Here is a 19,915-nt window from a genome sequence, read left to right on the forward strand (position 1 = left end):
TTGGCGAAGCCTCAAGCGACGTTGTGGCCCTGGTGGTCGGCGCGCTGCTCTACAAATTTGAGCCGCACTGCTGCCGTGTTCGGCAAGCCGGTCTGCTTCAGCCAAGCAAGGAATTCAGCCGGCTTGATCGTGACGATCTCCAGAGCTCGCCCCCGCGCAAGCCAGCCATTCATTACTGCAACCGCGTTGCGATGCCAGGTGTCATAGTCGGAGGGCATCTCATCACGATCATGGGCGAGCTCCCAGATCTGCTGGAAGTCATCGCGCTCGTACCACGGCATGGCAACCGTGTACGCATCGAGGGTAGGTTTCACTGTAAGGGCCGATCGTCCGCGTGCGACGCGAAAACTGAGGGCTTGTGTCAGCAGATGGCTGACTTCGAAGTCAGAGTGAATGCGCTCCAGCCCCGCACGTCAATCCGCCGCTTACTCATAAACCGCAGGTTGAGCGCGGCAGGGTAGGGAGGCCGGAAGACGATCCCTGAGCTGCCGTCAAGGTTTGCCTTTGAGCATCCCATAGCGCTCGATCTCGGCGCGCAGGTAGGCGACGGCAGCCTCTCCGCGCTTCAACTTCATGCTGCCCGAGCTGCCGTCCAGCGCGTCGTTCCGCTGCGCCAGCGGCAACCCGGCCAGGTACCGGACCTCGCATTCGTGCTTCCACTCTTCCGACCATGTCGAGACCTCCCGGCCAGCGAGGACGGAGAAGACGTGCGGCGGGTTATCGGGCGGGTATGGCATACGCCCGCTATCGCAGATTCGCGCATTGAGGACAGCGTTTCATGGCCGGAACATTTCCTGTCGCGGCGCGTCCAGAGTGCGCGAGTTTAGCGACCCAGAGGGCCATCGATGACCGAATCCAACCCGTTCGCTATCCTTGGGGACCCGCTGGACATTGCTCGGGCAGAGCGCGCGACGGAAATTGCTTGGAGCTATGTCGAAGCTGGCATCCCGTCTCCGGAGCGAGATCGGCAACGCATGCGGATGGTTTACGTGGTCGTGTCGCTGGCGATTGAGCGAGCGGACGAGCCGACCGACCTCGCGCATCGAGCGATCCGCCGCTTTCAAGAGCGGCAACTCCGGCGCTGACTCAGGTCTTTCCCTTTCGCGCGGCGTCGATCAACGCGTAGTGCTCATGGGTGTCGCCCCGTGAGATAAGGTTCTTCGAACCGCAGACGGAGCATCGATAGCGCAGGCAGATGTCGGGGATAGGTGTCTCGGGCGGGAGATCGCTGACGTCGATCCCATTCCCGTAGCGCCGGCAATCGTTGCAGAAAATTTCGATCTTGCGCCTCCCGAGAGCCAGGTGGCTGCCCACAGTGGCCGGCTGTATTTCACGCCCGTCTCTGTCATAGGCGCGCCGTGGATTGCGTTTCATAGCGCCCTGATCTGCTCCTCGAATTCCTGCGGGATTGCACCGTGCCGCGCCAGCACCTCGAGATCGCTGACCTCGCCGGTTTCGTCATCGGCCGTGACGTGGATGACCGCTACACCCTCTGCGGAACGGCTCAGGCGCTCGCCCTCGTTCAAGGCGTGGGGCTTGGTCTTCGCCAGCACACGCTGACCGGGCACGAGCCGCTTTCGATGCGTCTTGAAGGGCTGCAGGAAGAACGTGTCGACGGTGGCCATGGGTTGACTCCTCTGAGTGGTTTGTTCTCATAATGTTCTCATATCCGAGGACGCAAGCCATGTCACCCGAACCAGCCGATCAGTATGTCGAAGACACGTCGCTGGACGCGGAAATCTCAGGAATCGTCGCGACGCTCTTGGAGGAGCACGGCTCGGAGCACGCCGCACTCAGGGCGCTGGCGCATGACTTTATCGTGCTGCTGGCCGACGCTGATCGGTCAGTCTCGCGCGGCTATCTGCGTGGTTTGTTTTCGCAGGGAGCGCGGCCGGCCCGCGAGCCAGAATGAACCATGGGGCCGCCGGACGAAGAAACACCTCTGCGGGATTTCCCATGGGTCGTTGTACGGCTTCGGTGCACGTGGTGCAGACGCGGCGGGAGCTACCGCGTGGCGGATATCGCCGCGAAGCACGGCAGCCGGATTACGATCGGCATGATCGTCGTTGCCTTCATGGAAGGCTGCGAGTGGCGGCCCTGGAACCCCGCCCGAAAGCCTCAAAAATACGGAATGAGATGCGGCGGCTACTGCCCGGACCTGCGCAGGCCCGACCCGCCCGATCTGCCGCCGTCGATGATCGGGCTCAACCTGATCGAGGGAGGCAAGGATGAGCAGCTACCAGCAGAGCCAAGCCGGCAGCCCCGACGTCGTCGTGTCGGTTCTTCGGATTGACCGGGAGACCATGGAGCGCCTGCCGCTGACTGACGAGCAGGCAGCCGTTGCGACTGCCGCTGTAGGTGCTGTGTTCGCGGCTGCAGGCGTCACACCGAACCTCGTCGCCACCGCTGAATGGGAGGTCGAGGGTTGGGACATCGCCGGTTTCCCGGAGCCGGGGCCGGGAGAATGGTTCGACATCCTGATGGTCAAGGGCGAGGCGCACGATGCCGCAGATCAGGCATTGGCTGCGAAGTGGCCGGAACTTCAAGGCCAATGGACCGAGCTTCAGCTATACGCCCCCGCCGAACCCGCATAGGCTCAGGCCATGTGCAATCTCTACAGCCACACCCGGAACGTCGAGGCGATGCGCAAGCTCTTCGCCAAGTTCAACGATGCCGGCGTGAACGTGCCGCCTCTGCCGGGGATCTTCCCGGACTACGCCGCGCCGATCGTCAGGAACGACGAAGGCGGGCCGCGGCTGGCGATGACGCGCTGGGGCATGCCGTCATCCAAGAAGGCGCTGCTCGACGCCGCCACGAAGCGCGCTGATAAGCTGCGCGCGAAGGACAAGGATGTCGACTTCGACCACCTTCTCCGCATGGAGCCCGATGGCGGCACCACGAACGTCCGCAATACCTCGAGCTCGCACTGGAAGCGTTGGCTCGGAGTCGAAAGCCGATGCCTGGTGCCCTTCAACAGCTTCAGCGAGTTCGACTGGAGCACCAAGCAAGACGTCTGGTTTGCATTCGGGGAGGAACGGCCTACAGCCTTCTTCGCCGGTATCTGGGCGCGCCAGTGGACGTCCGTCCGCAAGGTGAAGACCGGCGAGGAGACGATCGACCTCTACGCCTTCCTGACGACCGATCCGAATGCCGAGGTTGGCGCCATCCACCCGAAGGCTATGCCGGTAATCCTGACGACGCCGGAAGAGTGCGAGACCTGGATGACGGCGCCATGGGAGCAGGCGAGGGCACTTCAACGCCCTCTGCCGGATGGCTCGCTCGATATCGTCGCCCGCGGTGGGAAGAAGGATGGCGACATTACTGAACGACCTTGATTGAAAAATTGACGGGCTTCGAACGTCGATCGGCGCTCACTTCGGAGTGGTGTTTTCCCGCCGCTGCGTGTCCTCATCGATGGCCGCCGTGCTCTTGCCGCCACCTGGCTTTACAAAGCCAATCATCCCAATGACAGCTTTCACGCCCATTGTGATCCAAGTGAAAAAGCTCGGTTTAGCCGCCGGACTTTCTGGAATCGTAGTTGGTACTGAAGCTATCGGTGCAGGCTCAGGAGAAAGACGTGCGACAAGCCGATCATAATCGGATTGAGTGATCTCGCCATTGGCAAGAAGAATTTGAAATGCTTGTCGCGCAGTCATGAAGAGATTTCCGGGAAGCGACGCAGGGAAATAATAGCAATCCTGAGCCGGTCGAGCAAGGAAAGGCTGCCATTCCGGGAGTCCTCGCTAATATTTGAACAAGCCCGCCCATAGCTTCCGTGCCTGCTCAAAGAACACGGCCCACCAGATTACGGCTCCTGCCACCAAGGGAAACAGCAGCCACCAGCGGGCTATAAACGAAGGGCGAGAGTCTCTCATCGCCAAGCCCCTGTCACCCACCCGTATATCCCTACGAACACCAGAGCCATGATGGTCATCATGATGGTGATGCCGTTGGGGCGGATCATGAGGTGCGCGATCCGACGACCTCGCCCAGACCGAGGTCGTCCTCGGCAGCCCGTATGGCTGCTGCAGCCTTCGGTGCCATGTCGCTGACACGCTGAAGCCCAGCCAGTGCTATCTCAAGCTTCTTTGACAGCACCGCGTTCACCTCCCTCTCCGCAGCGAGCGCTGCTTCGGCGGCCGCAAGTCGAACGCAGGCGCTTCCGATCGCATCGTTTTTCTCGTCGAAACGCTGCTGAAGCGCTACAATCTTCCGCTCCTTCCCCGCCAGGATCGGGGCGAAGAGGGCTTTGACCCTTGCGACGCATTCGGTGAGGTCCGCGCCATCATAGGTCATCGGGAGGATTTCGGCCTCGATCTGCTCGTCTGTCGGCATCTCGGCAGGGGCGGCGCGATCAGCAAACATCTGCGTGATCCTGGCGGTTTCTTCGGCCTGCATGACGTCGCGCGGGTCCTTCTTATCCATGGCTGGCCTCGTCGAGGGCGCGGCGGCCGGCTTCGGTCAGGCGGTAGCGGAAATTAATAAGCCCCACATAGCCAGCGGCCTTCAGCGCTTTCCAGCGTTCGCGGATCTGCGCATCCGTTCCCGGTGCCTCCATGTGCCCGTTGTTGTCATCGACATCGCGAAGGGCCGCGATGATGTCGACCTCTTCCGTCTTCTCAGCCATGCTCTGCCTCATCGATTTGGTTGTGGTTGGCATCCGCGAGACCGGCAGGGCGGTTTGCCAGTTCCAAGAGAACGTCCGCGTGGCACGGCGCTCCGGGCTTGCACCAGCAGGCGAGGTTCTTGCCGCGTAGTGGGGCGAGGTTTGGCAGCCGATCGACGTGGCGCAGACGGAATAACTCGACGCGAGCTTGTTGCTCGTTGGCCCAATAGAGCTGTTCACCGAGGATCTCTTCGGCGATGCCGTTCATGACCTCGCCGTCAGGCCCTTCGATCAGCGGCCATCCCTCTTCGTTGATGACGGTGAAGGGGTTCCCAAACCGAGACGGGCGCGCGACGTTGACGGCCGGGAGGCCATTCGTCTCCATCGACCACGCCTGAAGGTCGAAACCTTTCCGACGCGAAAGCTGGAGACGAGTAGGTGGGGATATTTCGCGGATGCCACCCATCACACTCCCCCCTTCTCTGAGGAGATGCAGGAGCGGACGCGCTGCTCGTAATCGGCTTGTGCTGCGGCTTTGGCGGCATCCGGCGTATCGAGCCGCGCCGTCCAGTGCGTGTGATCATGCGCGATGTGGTATCCGTCGAACTCGGTGCTGATCTCGTAGAACGTGCCGAGCGCCGTTTCCGCATCCCAGCGGTCGATCTCGCCTTCCGTCTCGTACTCGTTCCAGACCAGCCCCTTGACCTCCACCGCAGAGGGAGATGGCCGGGTGTAGGCCGCGATCTGTCGCAGAGCTTCAGGGCTGAGCATCGGGCCGTGTCGCCACTCGCTGACGATGCGAGCGATTTCAGCCATCTCGGCCATGCCTGCGCCCGCCTCGTCCTCCGCCCCTACAGTCGGGGGCGGGGAGAGGGCGGCGAGAACAAACTCGACGACTTCTCTTACCTTGTCGTCGTGCTTCCGGCGCATGGACGGCGACATGAAGTCCCGGTCATCGCCTGACATGTTCGGGTTGCCGCGCCATCCAGCAGCCATCAATCGGCTAGCTTGGTCGATCACCGCCTCCACGCTCGCCTGCGCTGGTGCGTCGTTGGTCATGGGCGGGGAGAGGGCCGATAGAAATTCTGCGGCCTTGGCACGAGCGGCGTTCATGCTGCCGATGGATTGTAGCTGCATGAACGATGGCGCAGACTGGTTGAGGCGGTAGTCGTCATCGAACGCCTTGAAAGCTTCAGGCGCGATCAGACGTGCCAATGCCTCCACGTTTGCCTGCTTTGATGTGGTGTTGGTCATGGGCAATCTCCCCTAAAAAGGGATTGTTGTTCGGCTTTCGGCGCTGGCGTCAGGTCGAGTCGGGGGCGCTTCAATTCGTCGGCAATGCGCCGGCAAGCTATGTCGAAATAGCGCGGCTCGATCTCGATACCGGAGAAGCGTCGACCCATTCGAACGCATGCCACGCCAGTTGTGCCTGAACCCATGAAGGGGTCAGCAACGGAGGCCTCAGACGGCAGAAAACCTATGCACCACTCCATAAGCGGCAACGGCTTCTGCGTCGGGTGCTCTTTTGCGAACTGATTGTTCCCGCTGATCAGTGAGGTTGTTGCGAAATTGAAGGCACGGACTGGTTGATCGAGCGTCGTCCACGCCATCTCACAATGGCCTGACGAAAAATTTCGAACGATCTTGTCCCAGATCAGCCAGCCCCTGCGTGGTGGCAGGGCGTAATAGGCGCCGCCCCAGATAATCGCGTGCTCGAACTCGCGAATGATGCTTTCCAGTTCACCCACGGTCGTCTCATCCCAAAGGACGCAGTCCGAACGCATCAAAGACCATTCAGTAGCACCTCCCTTTCGAAGAAGGTCCCCCAATCCATATGGAGGATCCGAGACAACGGCATCAATCTTCCCGAGCCGCGGCAGTATCTCGCGGCAGTCGCCGAGGTAGAGGGCTACTGAATCGGACATGTGCTCGACGTGCTTCATCCCCGCCCCTCCGCATCCGATCCCGCATCAGAGAGGGTCAGGGGAACAGGATTATTTGTGGCATCCGCGAGACGGGCTTTGCAGTTCTCCAGAGCCGGTCCCAAGATGCGCCGGGCACGCTCGTAGCGCCGCGCGATATCGCGTTGCTCCGGGGGAAGCGCCGCAATGCGCACTGGGTCGCTATTGTCCAGGTTGTCGCTGAGCTTGATCGCGATCAGCTCGGCGTCGCCAGTGGCAGCGATGGACTTGATCCAGTCTATGTAAGTGATCTCTTTGAACATGCGGCTGAGCATCAGGACGAGCCAGACGGCCCGATCAGAAAAGCCCATCCTCCGCAGATCACCGCCTGTGACGCCGCAGTCCTCAACCACGTCATGGAGCAGGGCCGCGCATCGCGCATCGTCGCTCACCCACACAGGCAAAGCAGCTTCTACGCGCTCGCAGTGCTCGGCGTACGGCTTCCCGCCTTTGTCGGTGATTCCGTCGAACAGCTCACGAATCAGCTTGCGAGCGGCTTCAATCTGAGGCGCACGAACCTCGCGGATGCCAACTAATATCTTAGACATCGGACCCATCCTCCTGCGCTGGTGCAGAAGATAGCGCGCCGATAGCCATCGTTGCCGTTGTCGTCTCGCGGGTATGGTCCCGAATGTGGCCGATGGCTTTGCGAAGGCGAGCGACCTCGGCAGGCATATCGGCGGCATCTGCGATCTTGACCGCCAGATAGCTCGGGTTTGCCAGCTTGCCGTCTTCGATCCGCGCGTCGTCCGACAGGACCATGGCCACCCAATCGGCGTTCAGGCCGCCGTCCTGCCGCTTCCACGCCTCCACCCCAGCCTGCAAGGCTTCTGCCTCCGCAGGGGATGACGACGCGGGAGAGGACGAGACCGCTTCGCAAACCACTCGGGCGCGCGCTACTGCCGGCGGGTCGGAATAAGGCACGAAGCCGCCTTCGTCGTCCGCCCACTTCCTCCCGCACTGATCGCAAATTGTCCAAATGAAGCCGCCTCGGTGCGTCTCCTCGTGAACGCAAGTCTCGCGGTCGACGTGGTCAAGAAGATCGCGCAGCGCCTCCCGCACCCCGCCGCCCGCAGGCTCCGAGGCGGGCTTGGCGAGGGCAAGAACGATCGCCACAAGCTCGTCACCCGCAACGCTCGCTGGAATGCCCGGCATTTTCGTAAACTCGCAGACCTGCTTCCACCAAGGAGCGAGAGCAGCGCGGATTGCGGCCTCACCCCCATCCCCCGCCCCGCTCGTCTGGGAAGGCAAGGCTTCTGCCGGTGGGGAGGCGGGGGAGGCTGCGAGCATGTCTCGGTAGGTGGTGGCAGCCGACATCTGGTCAGCCAAGGCCGCCCCCGCCATGGCCGCATGCCATGGGTCATGCGGGTCAGGATGCTCGGATCGTAGATGCTTGGGGAATGGCTTTGCCGCCTCCAGCATCTCCGGTGTCGGCTCGACAGGCACCAACTTCCATTTCACGTCACTCATTGGAGGAAGCCTCCTTCTCTCGGGAAAGGACGGTGCGAGCGCGGGATTCGGCATCGAGCAGAGCATCGGCCATCCGCTCGACTTGTTCGTGGATCGGCACGTCGCCACCGTCCGGCGGGTCTAGGAACCGGACGCCGAACCGCGTCGCGATGATCTCGAAAAGCTTGGCCGTCAGCGCGCGATGGCTCCAAAGAGGCGTCGCCGTCAGAGCCTCAAGGAGTTCCACCCGCGCCCTTGCCTCCGCCAGCTCGCTATCCTTGGCGGTGAGGGCGTCGAGAAGCGCTTTCTTGGCGGAGTCAGTGCGTTCGGTTGCAGAGCGGCGTTCCGGCCCAGGATGCGAATGGCACCGGAGCGCAACGGCACGAACCAAATCTTCGACCAGCCCTGCGGTGTCTAGGGGCGCGGTCATGCTGCGGCCCTCCCGAAAAGGTCCGGTGAAGTATCGAGGCCGCCCCACTGGTCAGCCATCGCCTCGGCAATGCCAGAAAAGAACCTGGATCGTTCGCGCCAGCGGTTCGGGCCCGGCGACTGACGATGAACGCGAGCTTCGCGACCATCGACGATGTTGGTCGGCCTTAGCGCCGGCAGTCCCTTCAGCCAGAAGCAGGTTCGCTTCAATTCGCCATGACCGAACTGCCACGGCTGAACGCTCTGCGCCGGCTCGCGGTAGTTCTCGATCAGCGCCTTGGCGTGCCGGTGCATGACCGGGTTCTCGACGCAGATGCGATCGATCGGCGCGTTCCAGAACGTCGAGAACAGAGCGGCGCCTTCGCGAAGCTCTTCCTGCATGTCGTCGAGCGTGCGCCCGGGCGGCGGCACGGACAGCCACCGAACTCCGGAATTGCACAGCCGCGTGCACGGCGGGTGCGCGACCATGAGCAGGTCCCAGCCGTCATTGAGGATGTCTCTCGCATCCCCGACGATATGGCGGTTGCTTCGGTCTTCCGCTGGCAGGAGATCGCACGACCACGCATCGTGACCGCGAGCCGCAAAGGCACGACGAACCGTACCGCTGAACTCGCAGGCGACGAGCACTTTCAGGGAAGCGCCCATCACGCGTCCTCCCCGCATGAGGGGGGATTTTTAGAGTGCGCATCCGCGAGACTTGCGGGGGCGTTTGCCAGTTCAAGGAGAACGTCCGCATGGCACGGTGCGCCGACCTTGCACCAGCAGGCGAGGTTCTTGCCGCGCAGGACCTCGATAGAGCCGAAAATGCCGCTCTTGGCAGCATCGCTTTTCGGACCTTGCCACCAGTCACGGCCGGATTGCGACGGGCCTAGCCAATCGCGGAAGCATCCAACGACGAATGCCGGCCATGTCTCGTCCGTCGCATAGCCGCTTTCGATGGCGGCTTCCTTGGTGAACGGGTTACCCCACCTCGACGGGCGCGCGACGTTGAGGGCCGGTAGCCCGTTCGTCTCCATCGACCACGCCTGAAGGTCGAAACCTTTCCGACGCGAAAGCTGGAGCCGAGTAGGTTGGGACAGCGCGCGGATGCCAACTCCATCCAATCCCTTACCCATGTGAGGGATCTCCCGAGGGAGAGGCCTTGCGAAGGGCGGCGTCCGTCAAGTCGGTAGCGCGCCGCCAGTGCTTCGGCTCGTCTGTCATGCGCGCCAGTTCGACGGCTTGCAGCGCCTCGAACATGTCGGGAGCCGCCGCGTAGAGCGTCGCATCCTCACGTGAATGCACGTAGGCTACGGCTGGCCTCTCCTTGCCGACCTCGGTCACATGGTAGAACCCGTCGATTGTGCAGGGGCTATCCTGCCGGTGGATCGCGAGTGGCCCCTTCGTGTGCGCCCGCTCAGACATGAGGGCACCGGGGGAGGGCGCGGCGCGTTACAAATCCGACTGAAAACCGGCAGTTTACCGAGGTCGAAAATTGTAACGCGCTATTGAGACGGGCAGCATATTTCCGGCCTGTCACGCCGGAGGTCGCGGGTTCGAGCCCCGTCGCCCGCGCCATGTATCTCTCTGAAGATACTCGTCTTTTCTTCCTCTCGAAAATCTCGGAACGTCTCACTTCGGAATCGCCAGGCCGGCAATTTCGGAATTATGAGCCGCTTTCGTTTGCTGCCCGAGTTCGGCGGCCTTTCCTTCGAGCCTCCGGAACCTTGGCCGCAGTCACGATCTGGGCCGGCCGTGCAAGTGCGCTGTAGAGTCTTCGAATCGGAGGGGGTGTTGCCCATCACATCGGAGAGCGCCTTCGGGTCGACTTCACCGGCGGAGGCCTCCAGAGCGCCCGAGCGGCGGATGTCCATCAGGGTCCGCGGGGCGTTCTTGAACACGAGATTGCGGACGTCGCGGAAATCCTCGGCAAGGCTGTTCTTCCGATAGTCCGAATCTCGCCGCGTCCTGAGCAACGGTCGCTCGAGGTCCACGACCTTCCGATCAGCCAGATGGGCATCCATGACCTTCGCTGCGCGTCGAGTGATCGGCGCGTAGGCGAGGGCGTTTGGCCTGCTGCCGGTTTCGTGGACACCGAGATTGGGTGTTTCATGAAACCGGCAGCAGGCCAGACCGCATCGATCTCCTTGCAAGACTGGCCGGGATCAATGCCCAGATCAGCTATCGGCGCCGGTCGAGATTTCATAGCGGCAAGCCGTCTATCGTGGTCGACAACACCTTGGCGCGACAGTTCGATGTCGATGCGCAGGAGAAGGCGTGGTGGGTAACGGACATCACCTACATTAGGACCCCGGAGGGCTTCGCCTATTTGGCTGTGGTGATCGACCTGTTCTCCCGCCGCGTCATTGGCCGGTCACTCTAGAGCCGGCAGGTCACCGACATCGTGCTGCAGGCATTGCTCATGGCGGCGGAAACCGAAGGCCACGGTCCTGGTCCACTCGGATCAGGGTTCCCAGTTCACCAGCATGGATTTGGCAGCCTTCCTAAAGCACCACAATCTTGAGCGTTCGATGAGCCGACGCGGGAACTGCCACGACAACGCCGTGGCAGAGAGCTTCTTCAATCTGCTCAAGCGTGAACGAATCCGGCGCAAGATCTACCGGACGCGCGAAGAGGCAACCCAGGACGTGTTCAACTACATCGAGATGTTCTACCCAGAAATCAAGAACCGAACCACGTGCGCAAACGGATTTGTTGGCCGTTGCGTTGGCCGATCTGTTGCCAATCCGGAATCGAGCTGCTTGATTTCTCAATGCGTTAGATCGAAAACGCATCTCCGTCCCTGGGCACCATCGCTTTTCAATGGCTTAAGGCCTAGCGCTTCAGCGATTTCATGAGCCTTTGTTACCGCCGCCCGTCCTAACGGCGTTCCGCTTGCAATTCTGAGTTCGCTCACGCAGGTACCGCCTGTGCGGCGGCTATCTTCATGGCAGCCGATATCCCCATGTGGTCTCCGGCAGCCGCATCGTCATGCGCTAGCTCGCGTATTCGCCCAAGGAAGCGTTGACGCGGCCGGCGGATGCGGAAACGATGAGGTATGCTTGCTGCTGTGGCTCCCGCGTGCCGGGGCGCTGATCGGCCTGGTCGACGACCGCGACGCGTCCGCGCGAAGGCGCGTACCTTGCCGCAGAGCAGTCACGCCCCGATCCCCTGGAGTTCCCGACCATGAACCAGACGAGCTCGCTCGCGGCGAATGCGCCTGTGCAGCCTCTGCGCCTTACCAGCCTCGCCCATGGCGGCGGCTGTGGCTGCAAGCTGGCGCCGGCCGTGCTTCAGCAATTGCTGGCGGGACATCCGGCCGCCGGTCCGTACAGCCAGCTTCTAGTCGGTACCGAGACGGGAGACGATGCGGCGGTCTGGCAGGTCGATGACGAGACCTGTGTCGTCGCGACCACCGACTTCTTCATGCCGGTCGTGGACGATCCCCACGATTTCGGCCGCATCGCCGCGACCAATGCGATCTCCGACGTCTATGCGATGGGAGGCCGACCGATCATGGCGCTCGCGATCCTCGGCATGCCGCTCGACAAGCTGCCGATCGAGATGACCCGCGAGATCCTGAAAGGCGGCGCCTCGATTTGCGCCGAGGCCGGCATTCCCGTCGCCGGAGGCCATTCGATCGATGCGCCCGAGCCGATCTACGGGCTGGCGGTCATCGGCCTGCTCAAGCCTTCGAACCTGCGCCGCAACAGCGGCGCGAAGCCCGGCGACGCGCTGATCCTGACCAAGGCGCTGGGTGTCGGCATCTACTCGGCTGCCTTCAAGAAGGGCGAGCTCTCGGCTGCGGCCTATGACGAGATGATCGCCTCGACGACGCTGCTGAACCGTGTCGGCGCCGATCTGGCACAGGATGCGGCCGTCCATGCCATCACGGACGTTACCGGTTTCGGCATCCTCGGCCACGGGCTCGAGATGGCGCGCGGTTCCGGGGTCACGCTGAAGCTCCGGCTTTCCCAACTGCCTTTCCTGTCACAGGCCGAGCGCCTGGCGCAGGAGGGCAGGGTGACCGGCGCATCCCATCGCAATTGGACGAGCTACGGCGAGGGCGCCGTGCTGCCCGAGGGGCTGCCGGACTGGCGGCGCCACCTGCTCACCGATCCGCAGACCTCCGGCGGCCTGCTGGTATCCTGTGCCGGCGAGCGGGCCGAGGCCGTGCTGGCGCAGATCAGGGCGGCCGGCTACCCGTCGGCGCGGATCATCGGTGTGGTGGAGAACGGGCCGGCGCAGGTCGTCATCAGCTGACGGGCTTCAGCGCGCTTCCTGCACTTCGAGGTTCCGGCCCCAGACGTCGAAGAAGGCGCCCTTGTTGAGGGTGAGCCGGTCCTCGCGCAGGGCGGTCTCCAGCTCGCGCAGGCGATTGCGGGCGGTCGCGTCCGGGACGAGCCCGCCATCAGCGTCCCGCGTCGGGAAGAAGGCGGCGCCGTCCCAGTTCACGCCGGCGCCACGCAGCATCAGCACGATATCGCCCCAGTCGATCTCGTCGCCGACGACATGGACGAAGGTCGAGCGCAGCGGTTCGACCTTCGGCTCGGCGATCTTCACCAGCACGATCAGCGCCGTGAACGGGCCCTTGCGGAAGAGCTTGCCGAGCCAGCGGTCGAAATCGGTGCCGAGCCCTCTAGAGGTCGACATGCGACGGGCCGGGCAGGCTGCAGGGGACCAAGGCGTAGGGAGAGGTAGCGGCGTCCGTCATGGCCCCTCAGTGAACTGGCGGAAGAGAATGGGAGTCGAACCCACCAGAGACCGTCTGACGGCCCCTCCCGGATTTGAAGTCCGGACGCCCCACCGGGGACGTTTCTCCTCCATCGCTCCAGCCGGGCAGCGGGCCGAACAGGTCGAGCCGCCGACGGTTGATGCGTCTCAGGTCGCCGCGGCGGATCGTGACGCCATGGCGATCGAAGAACTCGAGAATCTGGATAGCGACCTTTCGGCCGTTGTCGAGCCTGTCTCGGAACTGGGCCGCATTGAAGCCGGCCGGGTGGAGCCCTGCAAGCTCGGTTGCGATGCCGGTCATCTCGCCGAGAGTGGAGCGCAGGAAGAAATGGTCGAGCGCCACCTCATGGACGTCGCCGCGCCGGCTGATGAGCCGCAGCAGGCGCCTGATCGCCTCCTCGGGCCGCCCGAGCATCTGGCCGAGATCGCGCACGCGGGGCGGACGGAAACGCTCGCTATCGGCGATCAACGGCGTGATCCGATCCCAGAGCGCCTCGTCATCCGGCGAAAGCCTGGCCTCGTGGCCGGGGCGCCGGATCCAGGAGCCGGTGGGCACCAGCACGCCGTCTTCCGCTAACCGGGCGAGCGCTTGCCGGAACAGTGGCGCCGGCCAGCGGGGCGCGACGGCGAAGCGCAGGCGCTCCAGTCCCATGCCCGGCAGATCGGGATGCTCGGCGTGGAAGGTATCGAGCCGCTCGATGGTGGCTTGTGCGAGCGTCTGCCAATGCCGGGGCAGCATCGCGAGCGGGCCGATCCTGACAAGACCGAGCTGGCTTGTCAGGATTTTCTCCGCATCAAAGCCGAGCGCACGGTCGCGAACGAAGCTGCCCGGATCGGCATGGTGCGGCGGTGCCGATAACAGGTCTTGCAAGGCCTTCGCCGGATCGGACAGGCGCAGCGCGGCGAGCTGCGCCAGACGCTCCGGACTGCGGCGCCGGCGTTCCGGCGCGCGCAGGTCGAGGAAGCGGCCGCCGCCGAGCGTGCGCGAGGCGCTGGTATCGCGCAGGACGAACCGGTCGAGCGCCGCAGCGGCAAGCGGCTCGTCGAGCACCAGCTGGATCAGGTCTCCCTCGCCGGGCGCAGCCGTATCGTCCAGCAGCACGATGCGGGCGCCGATTTCGGCCGCGGCATGGTGCAGACGGGCCGGCTGCCACATCGTCAGCGCCTTCTCGCCGGGCAGGAGTGTCACCTCGGCATCGATCCGCGTCGTCGGGGCATGGAGCGCCGGCGCCAGCACCATGTCGCCGTGCCGGATCGCATCCTTCGTGATGCCGGTGCCGGCCAGATTGAGGGCGCAACGCTCACCGGCCATCCCGCGCTCGGCCGGGCGGTTCTGGGCATGGATCGAGCGCACCCGCGCCGGCAGGCCGCAGGGTGAAACCACGACACTGTCGCCGACGTTGACGCTCCCGGACAGGACGGTGCCCGTCACCACCGTCCCGGCGCCCTGCAAGGTAAAGCAGCGATCGACCGCGAGCCGGAAAGCACCGTCGCCTTGGCGCGCATGGCTTTCGCGTGCCCGCGATGCAAGCAGGACGGCCAGTTCCGCTAGACCTTCTCCTGTCAGCGTCGAGACGGGCAGCACCGGTGCCCCGGCAAACGGCCCCGACGCCAGCAGCGCCGCGATCTGGCCTTCGACCGCTTCGGTCCGGCCGGCCGCGACCAGATCGGCCTTGGTGATCGCGACGACAGCCTCGCGGATGCCGAGCAGCCGGGCGATGGCGACATGTTCGCGCGTCTGCGGCATCACGCCGTCATCGGCCGCGACGACCAGTAGCAGCAGGTCGATGCCGGCGGCGCCGGCCAGCATCGTGTGGACGAATTTCTCATGGCCGGGCACGTCGATGAAGCCGACGACCGAGCCGTCTTCCTGCGGCCAATAGGCGAAGCCGAGCGCGATCGAGATGCCGCGCGCCTTCTCCTCCTTCAAACGGTCGGTATCGACGCCGGTCAGGCGCCGGACCAGCGAGGTCTTGCCGTGATCGATATGCCCGGCTGTGCCGATGATCATGGCGCAGGTTCCGCCGGAGCGGCAGCCGCGCGTGCGGCCTTGATGAAGGGGGCCGCGAGCGGGCTGCCCTTGCCTTCGGCCGCGAGCAGCAGGGCTAGCGCCCGCTCCGCATCGGCCGGAACGCCCTGGCCGAGCAGCGTCGCGGCGCCAAGCATCGCCTCCGAATCCGGATCGCCGGCCGCCATGCCGCGCTGCCACCACTGCGCGGCGGCACCGGCATCACGATCCATGCCGAGTGCATCGTGATGCATCATGCCGAGCCGGGTCATGCTGGTGGCGATGCCGGCCTCTGCCGCGGCTTGCGCCCAGCGCAGGGCCTCGGCCCGGTCGGCCGGGTTCCCGCCTTCCAGCAGCATCCAGGAGAGCATGTCCTGGGCCGGGGCGTCGCCCTGCTCGGCTGCGAGCCGATAGAGCCGCATCGCCTCTGCATCGCTTTGGGTAACGCCTTCGCCCTTGAAATGCAGGGCCGCGAGATTGCGCTGTCCGACCGGATCGCCGCCCTCCGCCGAAAGGTTCAGCCAGCGCAAGGCCAGGGCCGGATCGCGCTCGACGCCGAGCCCCTCGGCGAAGCAGGCACCGATATTGTTCTGCGCCCGCCCGATGCCCGCATGGGCGAGCGGCCCCCAGATAGCGAGCGCAGCCGCATGGTCGCCACGCTCGACGGCCGCTGCCGCCTCAGCCATCGTCGCGGCGGTATCGTCGGCGGCGGCCTCGTCGCGACCGAAAAGGCACTTAAGCCAGCGCATCGGACAGCTCGGGTTTCAGCGCGTCGAGCTGCGCCGCGAACAGCGCTTCATCCTCCAGACAGCGCAGGTCGAAGATCAGGGTGCCTTGCGCGATCCGCCCGATCACCGGCACCGGAACGGCGCGGAAGGCCGCCGCGAGCTTTTCGACTGCTGAGCTCGCAGACTTGCCGGCCGGCCGCAGCGCAAGCGCGGCACTCGGCAACGTTTCCAATGGCAATGCGCCGGAACCGATCTGGCTGGCGCAATCGGTGGCTTCCACAGTCCAGTTCGCGCCGATAGCGGCTGCGACCTTCGGCTGAAGGCGCTCGGCGAGACCGCGGAGTTCGGCGGGGTGTCGCGTGAAAAGCCTGAGCGTCGGCAGGCGCCGCGCCAACCGGTCCGGGTCGCGATAGAGCCTGAGCGTCGCCTCCAGCGCGGCGAGCCTGAGCTTGTCGAGGCGCAGCGCGCGCTTCAGCGGGTTCTTCGCCAGTTTCGCGATCAGGTCCTTCCGGCCGGCGATGATGCCGGCCTGCGGCCCGCCGAGCAGCTTGTCGCCGGAGAAGGTGACGAGATCGGCGCCGCCCTTCAGCGCATCCTGCACCGTCTTCTCGCGGCGCAGGCCCCAGCGCGAGAGATCGATCAACGTGCCCGAGCCGAGGTCGTCGACGAAAGGCAGCTCGTGCTGGCGGGCGAGCTTGGCGAGCTCGGTCGGCTCGACTTCGGCCGTGAAGCCCTGCACCACATAGTTCGAGGTGTGGACCTTCATCAGCAGGCCGGTTTCGGGCCCGATCGCCTCGGCATAGTCCTTGAGATGCGTGCGGTTGGTCGTGCCGACCTCGCGCAAGGTCGCGCCGGCGCGCGCCATGATGTCGGGCATGCGGAAGGCGCCGCCGATCTCGATCAGTTCGCCGCGGGAGACGATGGCTTCGCGGTCTTTCGCAAGGGTGTTGAGCACCAGCAGCACGGCGGAAGCGTTGTTGTTGACGAGGATCGCATCCTCGGCGCCAGTCAGTTCCCTGACGAGGCCGCGGACATGCGCGTCGCGCTCGCCGCGTTGTCCGGCCTCGATCTCGTATTCGAGATTGGTCGGAGCGCGCATGGCCGCCACCACGGCCTCGATCGCCTCCTCGGCCAGCAGCGCGCGGCCGAGATTGGTGTGAAGTACCGTCCCGGTGAGGTTGATCACAGGTCGTTGCGAGGGGCGACTCTGCACTTCGAGCCGGTCCAGCGCCATGCGGCCGACTTGCTCTGCCGATGCCGCTACCGGCCCGCCGCCGCGCAACCGCTCGATGATGTGCCGGACAGCATCGGTCGTGGCCATCCGTCCGTGCTGCGCGATCGCGAGATCGCCTGCGGTACTGCGCAGCACCGTATCGACCGATGGCGGGCGGAAGCTTTGTGGCTTGTTCATCAGGCTCCCTCCGGGAGACGCTTGATCAATACCCGAGCAGAAGCGGGTTCACCCCTGCCCGGTGCCAGCCGGCCTCGGTCACCAGCAGGTCAAGCCCCAGGCTCGCGACATCGTCCGCGACCGGTTCCAGATTCGGGTCCTTGCGGCGATTCAGGATCTTAACATAGGTCCGGCACTCGTCGCAGGTTTCGGCCTTGATCGTATCGGCGATGCCCTCGATCTCCTGATAGGCGATACCCTTGGTCGAGCCGCACGAAACGCATTTCACCCGGACATGGTTCCACTGCGCTGCGCAGAGCGAGCACTGGACATAGCGCACGCCCTCGACATTGAGATCGGCGACGACCGTGCTCGCCACCGGCGGGCCGCCGCAGCACGGACAGACCCCGTCTGCCACCGGCTGGGGTAGGGCGGGGTCGAGCCGGGCGCTCCGCCGGGCCGCGACGACCTGCAGGGCGGCGGCGGCGAAGATATGCTCGGCGACCGCCTCGACCGGCACTGCATCGGCCAGCACGGCGGCGAACATTGCCTGCCGTGCTTCCGGCCCGGCCGCGACGGCGCGTGCGAGGGCGGCGCGGGCGAGGTCCGGCATGGCGACATCGGTCAGGCGTTCCGCGAGCCGGTCGAAGGTGTCCGACACCGCCGGGTTACTCGCCAGCTCCTCGCGCGGCAGCACCGGCATGGCGTTGACCGCTCGCAACCGCAATTCATCGGGGGAGGGCATGCCGGGCGGTCCTGCAGTCCCTGCCAGCGTCGCCTGCGCCCGGCTCAGGTCGGCGAGAAAGGCGAGATAGGCCTCGAGCTGGTGCCCCGGCGCCAGGGCGGCGAACCGGTCCGCTCTCCGGGCAAAGAGCGTCGCGGGCTCCGGCAGGCGCAGGAAAGGCGGCTTGTCACGTTCGGGCGTGCCGACATCTTCGAAGGTTGCCAGATCCTGATCGTCGCTCATTCAGTCCTCTCGAACCGCACGGGTCACGGGAGGCGGAGCGGCGGGTGCCGCCCCGCAGTCGCATTCATTCGGCCGGGCCGGGACTATGGCGGCGTGGCGGCGCCTGACGCTCGTCGATCACGCCCTCGCGCGCCTCCTGCCGCAGCCAGAGCCGATGGTGGCGGAAGGCCCAGCCGCCCGTCACCTTGCCCTCCGTCATGGCGCTGATCGTGCCACGGACATAGAAGCCGGCATAGATATGGACGATGACGACGAGCAGCATCGCAATCGCCGCCAGCGCATGGATGATATGGCCGAAGCGCTGCTGCTCGATGGTGAAGCTCGCGCCGAAATACTCGTACCAGATCACGATGCCCGTCCCGAACAGGACGATGATCAGCAGCGTCATCAGCCAGAAGACGATCTTCTGCGCGCCGTTATACTTGCCGACCTCGGGCAGGTTCTCTTCGCGGCCCGACATCACCTCGCCGATATGACCCATCCATCTGGTGTCGGCTTTCGTCCAGAAATTGTACTTGACCATCTGGACGAACAGGATCGCGAAGCTCGCGAGCAGGACGACGCCGATCCAGGGATGCAGCATCCGCGCCGCCGAGCCGCCGCCGAACAGGCTCGACAGGAAGAATAGCGCCGGGTGGAACAGGGCTGCCCCGCTGAGCGTGAGCAGGATCAGCGAGATCGCGGTGACCCAGTGGTTGACGCGCACGCGGCCGGGATAGCGGTCGACGGTCGTGCGCTCCTCTTCACGTCTTACGGCCACGGGCTGCCTCCTCGTCGATCAGATGCTCGGCCTCGCGGTCTTCGGCGCGGCTGACATCGTTGCGTCGGGCGATCGTCGCATGGACGAAGGCGAAGGCGGCGGCAAAGCCGACCGCCGCCATGCCGGCATATTTGGTCAGCCCCTTCCAGAGTTCGACGACCTGGCTGATCCGCGGGTTGTTCGGCAGGTTGGCATAGAGCTGCGGCTTGTCGGCATGATGCAGCACATACATCACATGCGTGCCGCCGACACCCGGCGGGTCGTAGATGCCGGCATTCTTGAAGCCGCGCGACTTCAGGTCGGAGATGCGGCCATTGGCATGGTCGAGCATCGCCTTCTTGGTGCCGAACACGATCGCGCCGGTCGGGCAGGCCTTGGCGCAGGCCGGCGCCTGGCCGACCGAGACCCGGTCCGAGCAGAGCGTGCACTTATAGGCCTTGTGGTCGGCCTGGCTGATGCGCGGGATGTTGAAGGGGCAGCCCTTCACGCAATAGCCGCAGCCGATGCAGTTCTCCGAGACGAAATCGACGATGCCGTTATTGTACTGCACGATCGCGCCGGGGGAGGGGCAGGCCTTGAGGCAACCCGGATCGGCGCAATGCATGCAGCCGTCCTTGCGGATCAGCCATTCGAGATTGCCGCTCTCCGGGTTCTCCCATTCGGTGAACCGCATCAGCGTCCAGGTATTTTCCGTCAGATCGTGCGGGTTGTCATAGACGCCCCGGTTGATCCCGACCTCCTCGCGCAGATTGTTCCACTCGAGGCAGGCCGACTGGCACGCCTTGCAGCCGATGCACTTGGAGACGTCGATGAGCTTGGCCACCTCGAAATCGTGGCGGACATCCGGCGGCCTGAAGGTGGTCGCCGAGATGCGGGCGAAGTCCTGACTTTGCAATCCAGCCAT

At 64.6% G+C, this 19,915-nt stretch carries 26 protein-coding genes, 1 tRNA gene and 2 pseudogenes; 7 read left to right on the forward strand and 22 right to left on the reverse strand.

Annotation, left to right across the window (positions count from 1 at the left end; genetic code table 11):
• Positions 1 to 11 precede the first annotated feature (11 nt).
• Positions 12 to 314, reverse strand: coding sequence for a hypothetical protein (locus J0I42_RS15190; protein WP_291655921.1), 303 nt, complete (start codon positions 312 to 314; stop codon positions 12 to 14).
• 177 nt (positions 315 to 491) lie between these two features.
• Complete coding sequence (locus J0I42_RS15195) at positions 492 to 737, reverse strand: DUF7696 family protein (protein ID WP_291655923.1); 246 nt, start codon at positions 735 to 737, stop codon at positions 492 to 494.
• Between the two features lie 108 nt (positions 738 to 845).
• On the opposite strand from J0I42_RS15195, the gene J0I42_RS15200 reads away from it, so the two are divergent.
• Positions 846 to 1,085, forward strand: a complete 240-nt coding sequence (locus J0I42_RS15200; RefSeq protein WP_291655925.1) for a hypothetical protein — start codon at positions 846 to 848, stop codon at positions 1,083 to 1,085.
• 285 nt (positions 1,086 to 1,370) lie between these two features.
• Here the strand turns inward: J0I42_RS15200 and J0I42_RS15205 are convergent, their stop codons facing one another.
• Complete coding sequence (locus tag J0I42_RS15205) at positions 1,371 to 1,625, reverse strand: hypothetical protein (RefSeq protein ID WP_291655926.1); 255 nt, start codon at positions 1,623 to 1,625, stop codon at positions 1,371 to 1,373.
• Between the two features lie 59 nt (positions 1,626 to 1,684).
• On the opposite strand from J0I42_RS15205, the gene J0I42_RS15210 reads away from it, so the two are divergent.
• From J0I42_RS15210 to J0I42_RS15225, 4 genes are all read left to right on the forward strand, one after another.
• Positions 1,685 to 1,912, forward strand: a complete 228-nt coding sequence (locus tag J0I42_RS15210) for a hypothetical protein (RefSeq protein ID WP_291655928.1) — start codon at positions 1,685 to 1,687, stop codon at positions 1,910 to 1,912.
• A 99-nt stretch (positions 1,913 to 2,011) separates the two neighbouring features.
• Positions 2,012 to 2,293, forward strand: coding sequence for a hypothetical protein (locus J0I42_RS15215; RefSeq protein ID WP_291655929.1), 282 nt, complete (start codon positions 2,012 to 2,014; stop codon positions 2,291 to 2,293).
• The gene (locus tag J0I42_RS15220) at positions 2,229 to 2,594 is read left to right on the forward strand and encodes a hypothetical protein (protein WP_291655931.1); all 366 of its coding nucleotides are present in this window, start codon (positions 2,229 to 2,231) and stop codon (positions 2,592 to 2,594) included. Before J0I42_RS15215 ends, J0I42_RS15220 begins: the two co-directional genes overlap by 65 nt.
• Positions 2,595 to 2,603: 9 nt before the next feature.
• Entirely contained in the window at positions 2,604 to 3,335 is a 732-nt protein-coding gene (locus J0I42_RS15225; RefSeq protein ID WP_291655932.1) for an SOS response-associated peptidase, read from the forward strand.
• Positions 3,336 to 3,371: 36 nt separating this feature from the next.
• Here the strand turns inward: J0I42_RS15225 and J0I42_RS15230 are convergent, their stop codons facing one another.
• The 11 genes from J0I42_RS15230 to J0I42_RS15280 form a co-directional block, all read right to left on the reverse strand.
• Positions 3,372 to 3,656 carry a hypothetical protein gene (locus J0I42_RS15230; protein WP_291655933.1) on the reverse strand — a complete coding sequence of 95 codons (285 nt, stop codon included), beginning with the start codon at positions 3,654 to 3,656 and terminating at the stop codon, positions 3,372 to 3,374.
• A 304-nt stretch (positions 3,657 to 3,960) separates the two neighbouring features.
• Entirely contained in the window at positions 3,961 to 4,425 is a 465-nt protein-coding gene (locus tag J0I42_RS15235; protein WP_291655934.1) for a hypothetical protein, read from the reverse strand.
• The gene (locus tag J0I42_RS15240; protein ID WP_291655936.1) at positions 4,418 to 4,627 is read right to left on the reverse strand and encodes a hypothetical protein; all 210 of its coding nucleotides are present in this window, start codon (positions 4,625 to 4,627) and stop codon (positions 4,418 to 4,420) included. The genes J0I42_RS15235 and J0I42_RS15240 overlap by 8 nt, the downstream gene beginning before the upstream one ends.
• Entirely contained in the window at positions 4,620 to 5,054 is a 435-nt protein-coding gene (locus tag J0I42_RS15245) for a DUF4326 domain-containing protein (RefSeq protein WP_291656000.1), read from the reverse strand. The genes J0I42_RS15240 and J0I42_RS15245 overlap by 8 nt, the downstream gene beginning before the upstream one ends.
• A 17-nt stretch (positions 5,055 to 5,071) precedes the next feature.
• Positions 5,072 to 5,860 carry a hypothetical protein gene (locus J0I42_RS15250; protein WP_291655937.1) on the reverse strand — a complete coding sequence of 263 codons (789 nt, stop codon included), beginning with the start codon at positions 5,858 to 5,860 and terminating at the stop codon, positions 5,072 to 5,074.
• Positions 5,857 to 6,549 (reverse strand): DNA-methyltransferase, encoded by a 693-nt coding sequence (locus J0I42_RS15255; RefSeq protein WP_291655939.1) that lies wholly within the window; start codon positions 6,547 to 6,549, stop codon positions 5,857 to 5,859. Before J0I42_RS15255 ends, J0I42_RS15250 begins: the two co-directional genes overlap by 4 nt.
• On the reverse strand, positions 6,546 to 7,115 hold the full coding sequence (locus J0I42_RS15260) for an HD domain-containing protein (protein ID WP_291655940.1): 570 nt from the start codon (positions 7,113 to 7,115) through the stop codon (positions 6,546 to 6,548). Before J0I42_RS15260 ends, J0I42_RS15255 begins: the two co-directional genes overlap by 4 nt.
• A complete protein-coding gene (locus J0I42_RS15265) occupies positions 7,108 to 8,037 on the reverse strand; it encodes a hypothetical protein (protein WP_291655942.1) in 930 nt (309 codons plus the stop codon). The genes J0I42_RS15260 and J0I42_RS15265 overlap by 8 nt, the downstream gene beginning before the upstream one ends.
• Complete coding sequence (locus J0I42_RS15270) at positions 8,030 to 8,446, reverse strand: hypothetical protein (RefSeq protein WP_291655943.1); 417 nt, start codon at positions 8,444 to 8,446, stop codon at positions 8,030 to 8,032. Before J0I42_RS15270 ends, J0I42_RS15265 begins: the two co-directional genes overlap by 8 nt.
• The gene (locus J0I42_RS15275) at positions 8,443 to 9,090 is read right to left on the reverse strand and encodes a hypothetical protein (RefSeq protein WP_291655945.1); all 648 of its coding nucleotides are present in this window, start codon (positions 9,088 to 9,090) and stop codon (positions 8,443 to 8,445) included. Before J0I42_RS15275 ends, J0I42_RS15270 begins: the two co-directional genes overlap by 4 nt.
• The gene (locus J0I42_RS15280) at positions 9,090 to 9,524 is read right to left on the reverse strand and encodes a DUF4326 domain-containing protein (protein WP_465247685.1); all 435 of its coding nucleotides are present in this window, start codon (positions 9,522 to 9,524) and stop codon (positions 9,090 to 9,092) included. The genes J0I42_RS15275 and J0I42_RS15280 overlap by 1 nt, the downstream gene beginning before the upstream one ends.
• 1,031 nt (positions 9,525 to 10,555) lie before the next feature.
• Between J0I42_RS15280 and J0I42_RS15285 the strand changes: the two are divergent.
• Positions 10,556 to 11,099 (forward strand): annotated as a pseudogene (locus J0I42_RS15285) (IS3 family transposase); the annotation flags it as partial.
• Positions 11,100 to 11,610: 511 nt separating this feature from the next.
• Entirely contained in the window at positions 11,611 to 12,687 is a 1,077-nt protein-coding gene (gene selD / locus J0I42_RS15290) for a selenide, water dikinase SelD (RefSeq protein ID WP_291655947.1), read from the forward strand.
• Positions 12,688 to 12,693: 6 nt separating this feature from the next.
• On the opposite strand, the gene J0I42_RS15295 is transcribed toward selD, so the two are convergent.
• From J0I42_RS15295 to fdxH, 8 genes and pseudogenes are all read right to left on the reverse strand, one after another.
• Positions 12,694 to 13,077: a hypothetical protein gene (locus tag J0I42_RS15295; RefSeq protein WP_291655948.1), complete on the reverse strand. Its 384-nt coding sequence runs from the start codon at positions 13,075 to 13,077 to the stop codon at positions 12,694 to 12,696.
• A 76-nt stretch (positions 13,078 to 13,153) separates the two neighbouring features.
• A tRNA-Sec gene (locus J0I42_RS15300) sits at positions 13,154 to 13,249 on the reverse strand.
• A gap of 105 nt (positions 13,250 to 13,354) precedes the next feature.
• A pseudogene (selB, locus tag J0I42_RS15305) lies at positions 13,355 to 15,169 on the reverse strand (selenocysteine-specific translation elongation factor); the annotation flags it as partial.
• Positions 15,166 to 15,915, reverse strand: a complete 750-nt coding sequence (locus J0I42_RS15310; protein ID WP_291655949.1) for a tetratricopeptide repeat protein — start codon at positions 15,913 to 15,915, stop codon at positions 15,166 to 15,168. The pseudogene selB and the gene J0I42_RS15310, both read right to left, overlap by 4 nt.
• A complete protein-coding gene (gene selA, locus J0I42_RS15315) occupies positions 15,902 to 17,305 on the reverse strand; it encodes an L-seryl-tRNA(Sec) selenium transferase (RefSeq protein WP_291655950.1) in 1,404 nt (467 codons plus the stop codon). The genes J0I42_RS15310 and selA overlap by 14 nt, the downstream gene beginning before the upstream one ends.
• Positions 17,306 to 17,330: 25 nt before the next feature.
• Positions 17,331 to 18,251 (reverse strand): formate dehydrogenase accessory protein FdhE, encoded by a 921-nt coding sequence (gene fdhE / locus J0I42_RS15320; RefSeq protein WP_291655951.1) that lies wholly within the window; start codon positions 18,249 to 18,251, stop codon positions 17,331 to 17,333.
• Between the two features lie 64 nt (positions 18,252 to 18,315).
• Positions 18,316 to 19,011 carry a formate dehydrogenase subunit gamma gene (locus tag J0I42_RS15325; RefSeq protein ID WP_291655952.1) on the reverse strand — a complete coding sequence of 232 codons (696 nt, stop codon included), beginning with the start codon at positions 19,009 to 19,011 and terminating at the stop codon, positions 18,316 to 18,318.
• Complete coding sequence (gene fdxH, locus J0I42_RS15330; protein WP_291655953.1) at positions 18,995 to 19,915, reverse strand: formate dehydrogenase subunit beta; 921 nt, start codon at positions 19,913 to 19,915, stop codon at positions 18,995 to 18,997. The genes J0I42_RS15325 and fdxH overlap by 17 nt, the downstream gene beginning before the upstream one ends.

It is taken from the genome of Allobosea sp., assembly GCF_017308015.1.
Taxonomy (GTDB): Bacteria; Pseudomonadota; Alphaproteobacteria; order Rhizobiales; family Beijerinckiaceae; genus Allobosea.

Bases quoted from the DNA above. Each gene is read 5' to 3' on its own strand.
- J0I42_RS15295 (WP_291655948.1), bottom strand. From the start codon at position 13,077: ATGTCGACCTCTAGAGGGCTCGGCACCGATTTCGACCGCTGGCTCGGC.
- J0I42_RS15225 (WP_291655932.1), top strand. From the start codon at position 2,604: ATGTGCAATCTCTACAGCCACACCCGGAACGTCGAGGCGATGCGCAAG.
- selD (WP_291655947.1), top strand. From the start codon at position 11,611: ATGAACCAGACGAGCTCGCTCGCGGCGAATGCGCCTGTGCAGCCTCTG.
- J0I42_RS15255 (WP_291655939.1), bottom strand. From the start codon at position 6,549: ATGAAGCACGTCGAGCACATGTCCGATTCAGTAGCCCTCTACCTCGGC.
- J0I42_RS15310 (WP_291655949.1), bottom strand. From the start codon at position 15,915: ATGCGCTGGCTTAAGTGCCTTTTCGGTCGCGACGAGGCCGCCGCCGAC.
- J0I42_RS15230 (WP_291655933.1), bottom strand. From the start codon at position 3,656: ATGACTGCGCGACAAGCATTTCAAATTCTTCTTGCCAATGGCGAGATC.
- selA (WP_291655950.1), bottom strand. From the start codon at position 17,305: ATGAACAAGCCACAAAGCTTCCGCCCGCCATCGGTCGATACGGTGCTG.
- J0I42_RS15275 (WP_291655945.1), bottom strand. From the start codon at position 9,090: ATGGGCGCTTCCCTGAAAGTGCTCGTCGCCTGCGAGTTCAGCGGTACG.
- J0I42_RS15200 (WP_291655925.1), top strand. From the start codon at position 846: ATGACCGAATCCAACCCGTTCGCTATCCTTGGGGACCCGCTGGACATT.
- J0I42_RS15250 (WP_291655937.1), bottom strand. From the start codon at position 5,860: ATGACCAACACCACATCAAAGCAGGCAAACGTGGAGGCATTGGCACGT.
- J0I42_RS15220 (WP_291655931.1), top strand. From the start codon at position 2,229: ATGAGCAGCTACCAGCAGAGCCAAGCCGGCAGCCCCGACGTCGTCGTG.
- J0I42_RS15240 (WP_291655936.1), bottom strand. From the start codon at position 4,627: ATGGCTGAGAAGACGGAAGAGGTCGACATCATCGCGGCCCTTCGCGAT.
- J0I42_RS15195 (WP_291655923.1), bottom strand. From the start codon at position 737: ATGCCATACCCGCCCGATAACCCGCCGCACGTCTTCTCCGTCCTCGCT.
- J0I42_RS15260 (WP_291655940.1), bottom strand. From the start codon at position 7,115: ATGTCTAAGATATTAGTTGGCATCCGCGAGGTTCGTGCGCCTCAGATT.
- J0I42_RS15205 (WP_291655926.1), bottom strand. From the start codon at position 1,625: ATGGCCACCGTCGACACGTTCTTCCTGCAGCCCTTCAAGACGCATCGA.
- J0I42_RS15270 (WP_291655943.1), bottom strand. From the start codon at position 8,446: ATGACCGCGCCCCTAGACACCGCAGGGCTGGTCGAAGATTTGGTTCGT.
- fdxH (WP_291655953.1), bottom strand. From the start codon at position 19,915: ATGGCTGGATTGCAAAGTCAGGACTTCGCCCGCATCTCGGCGACCACC.
- J0I42_RS15235 (WP_291655934.1), bottom strand. From the start codon at position 4,425: ATGGATAAGAAGGACCCGCGCGACGTCATGCAGGCCGAAGAAACCGCC.
- fdhE (WP_291655951.1), bottom strand. From the start codon at position 18,251: ATGAGCGACGATCAGGATCTGGCAACCTTCGAAGATGTCGGCACGCCC.
- J0I42_RS15210 (WP_291655928.1), top strand. From the start codon at position 1,685: ATGTCACCCGAACCAGCCGATCAGTATGTCGAAGACACGTCGCTGGAC.
- J0I42_RS15265 (WP_291655942.1), bottom strand. From the start codon at position 8,037: ATGAGTGACGTGAAATGGAAGTTGGTGCCTGTCGAGCCGACACCGGAG.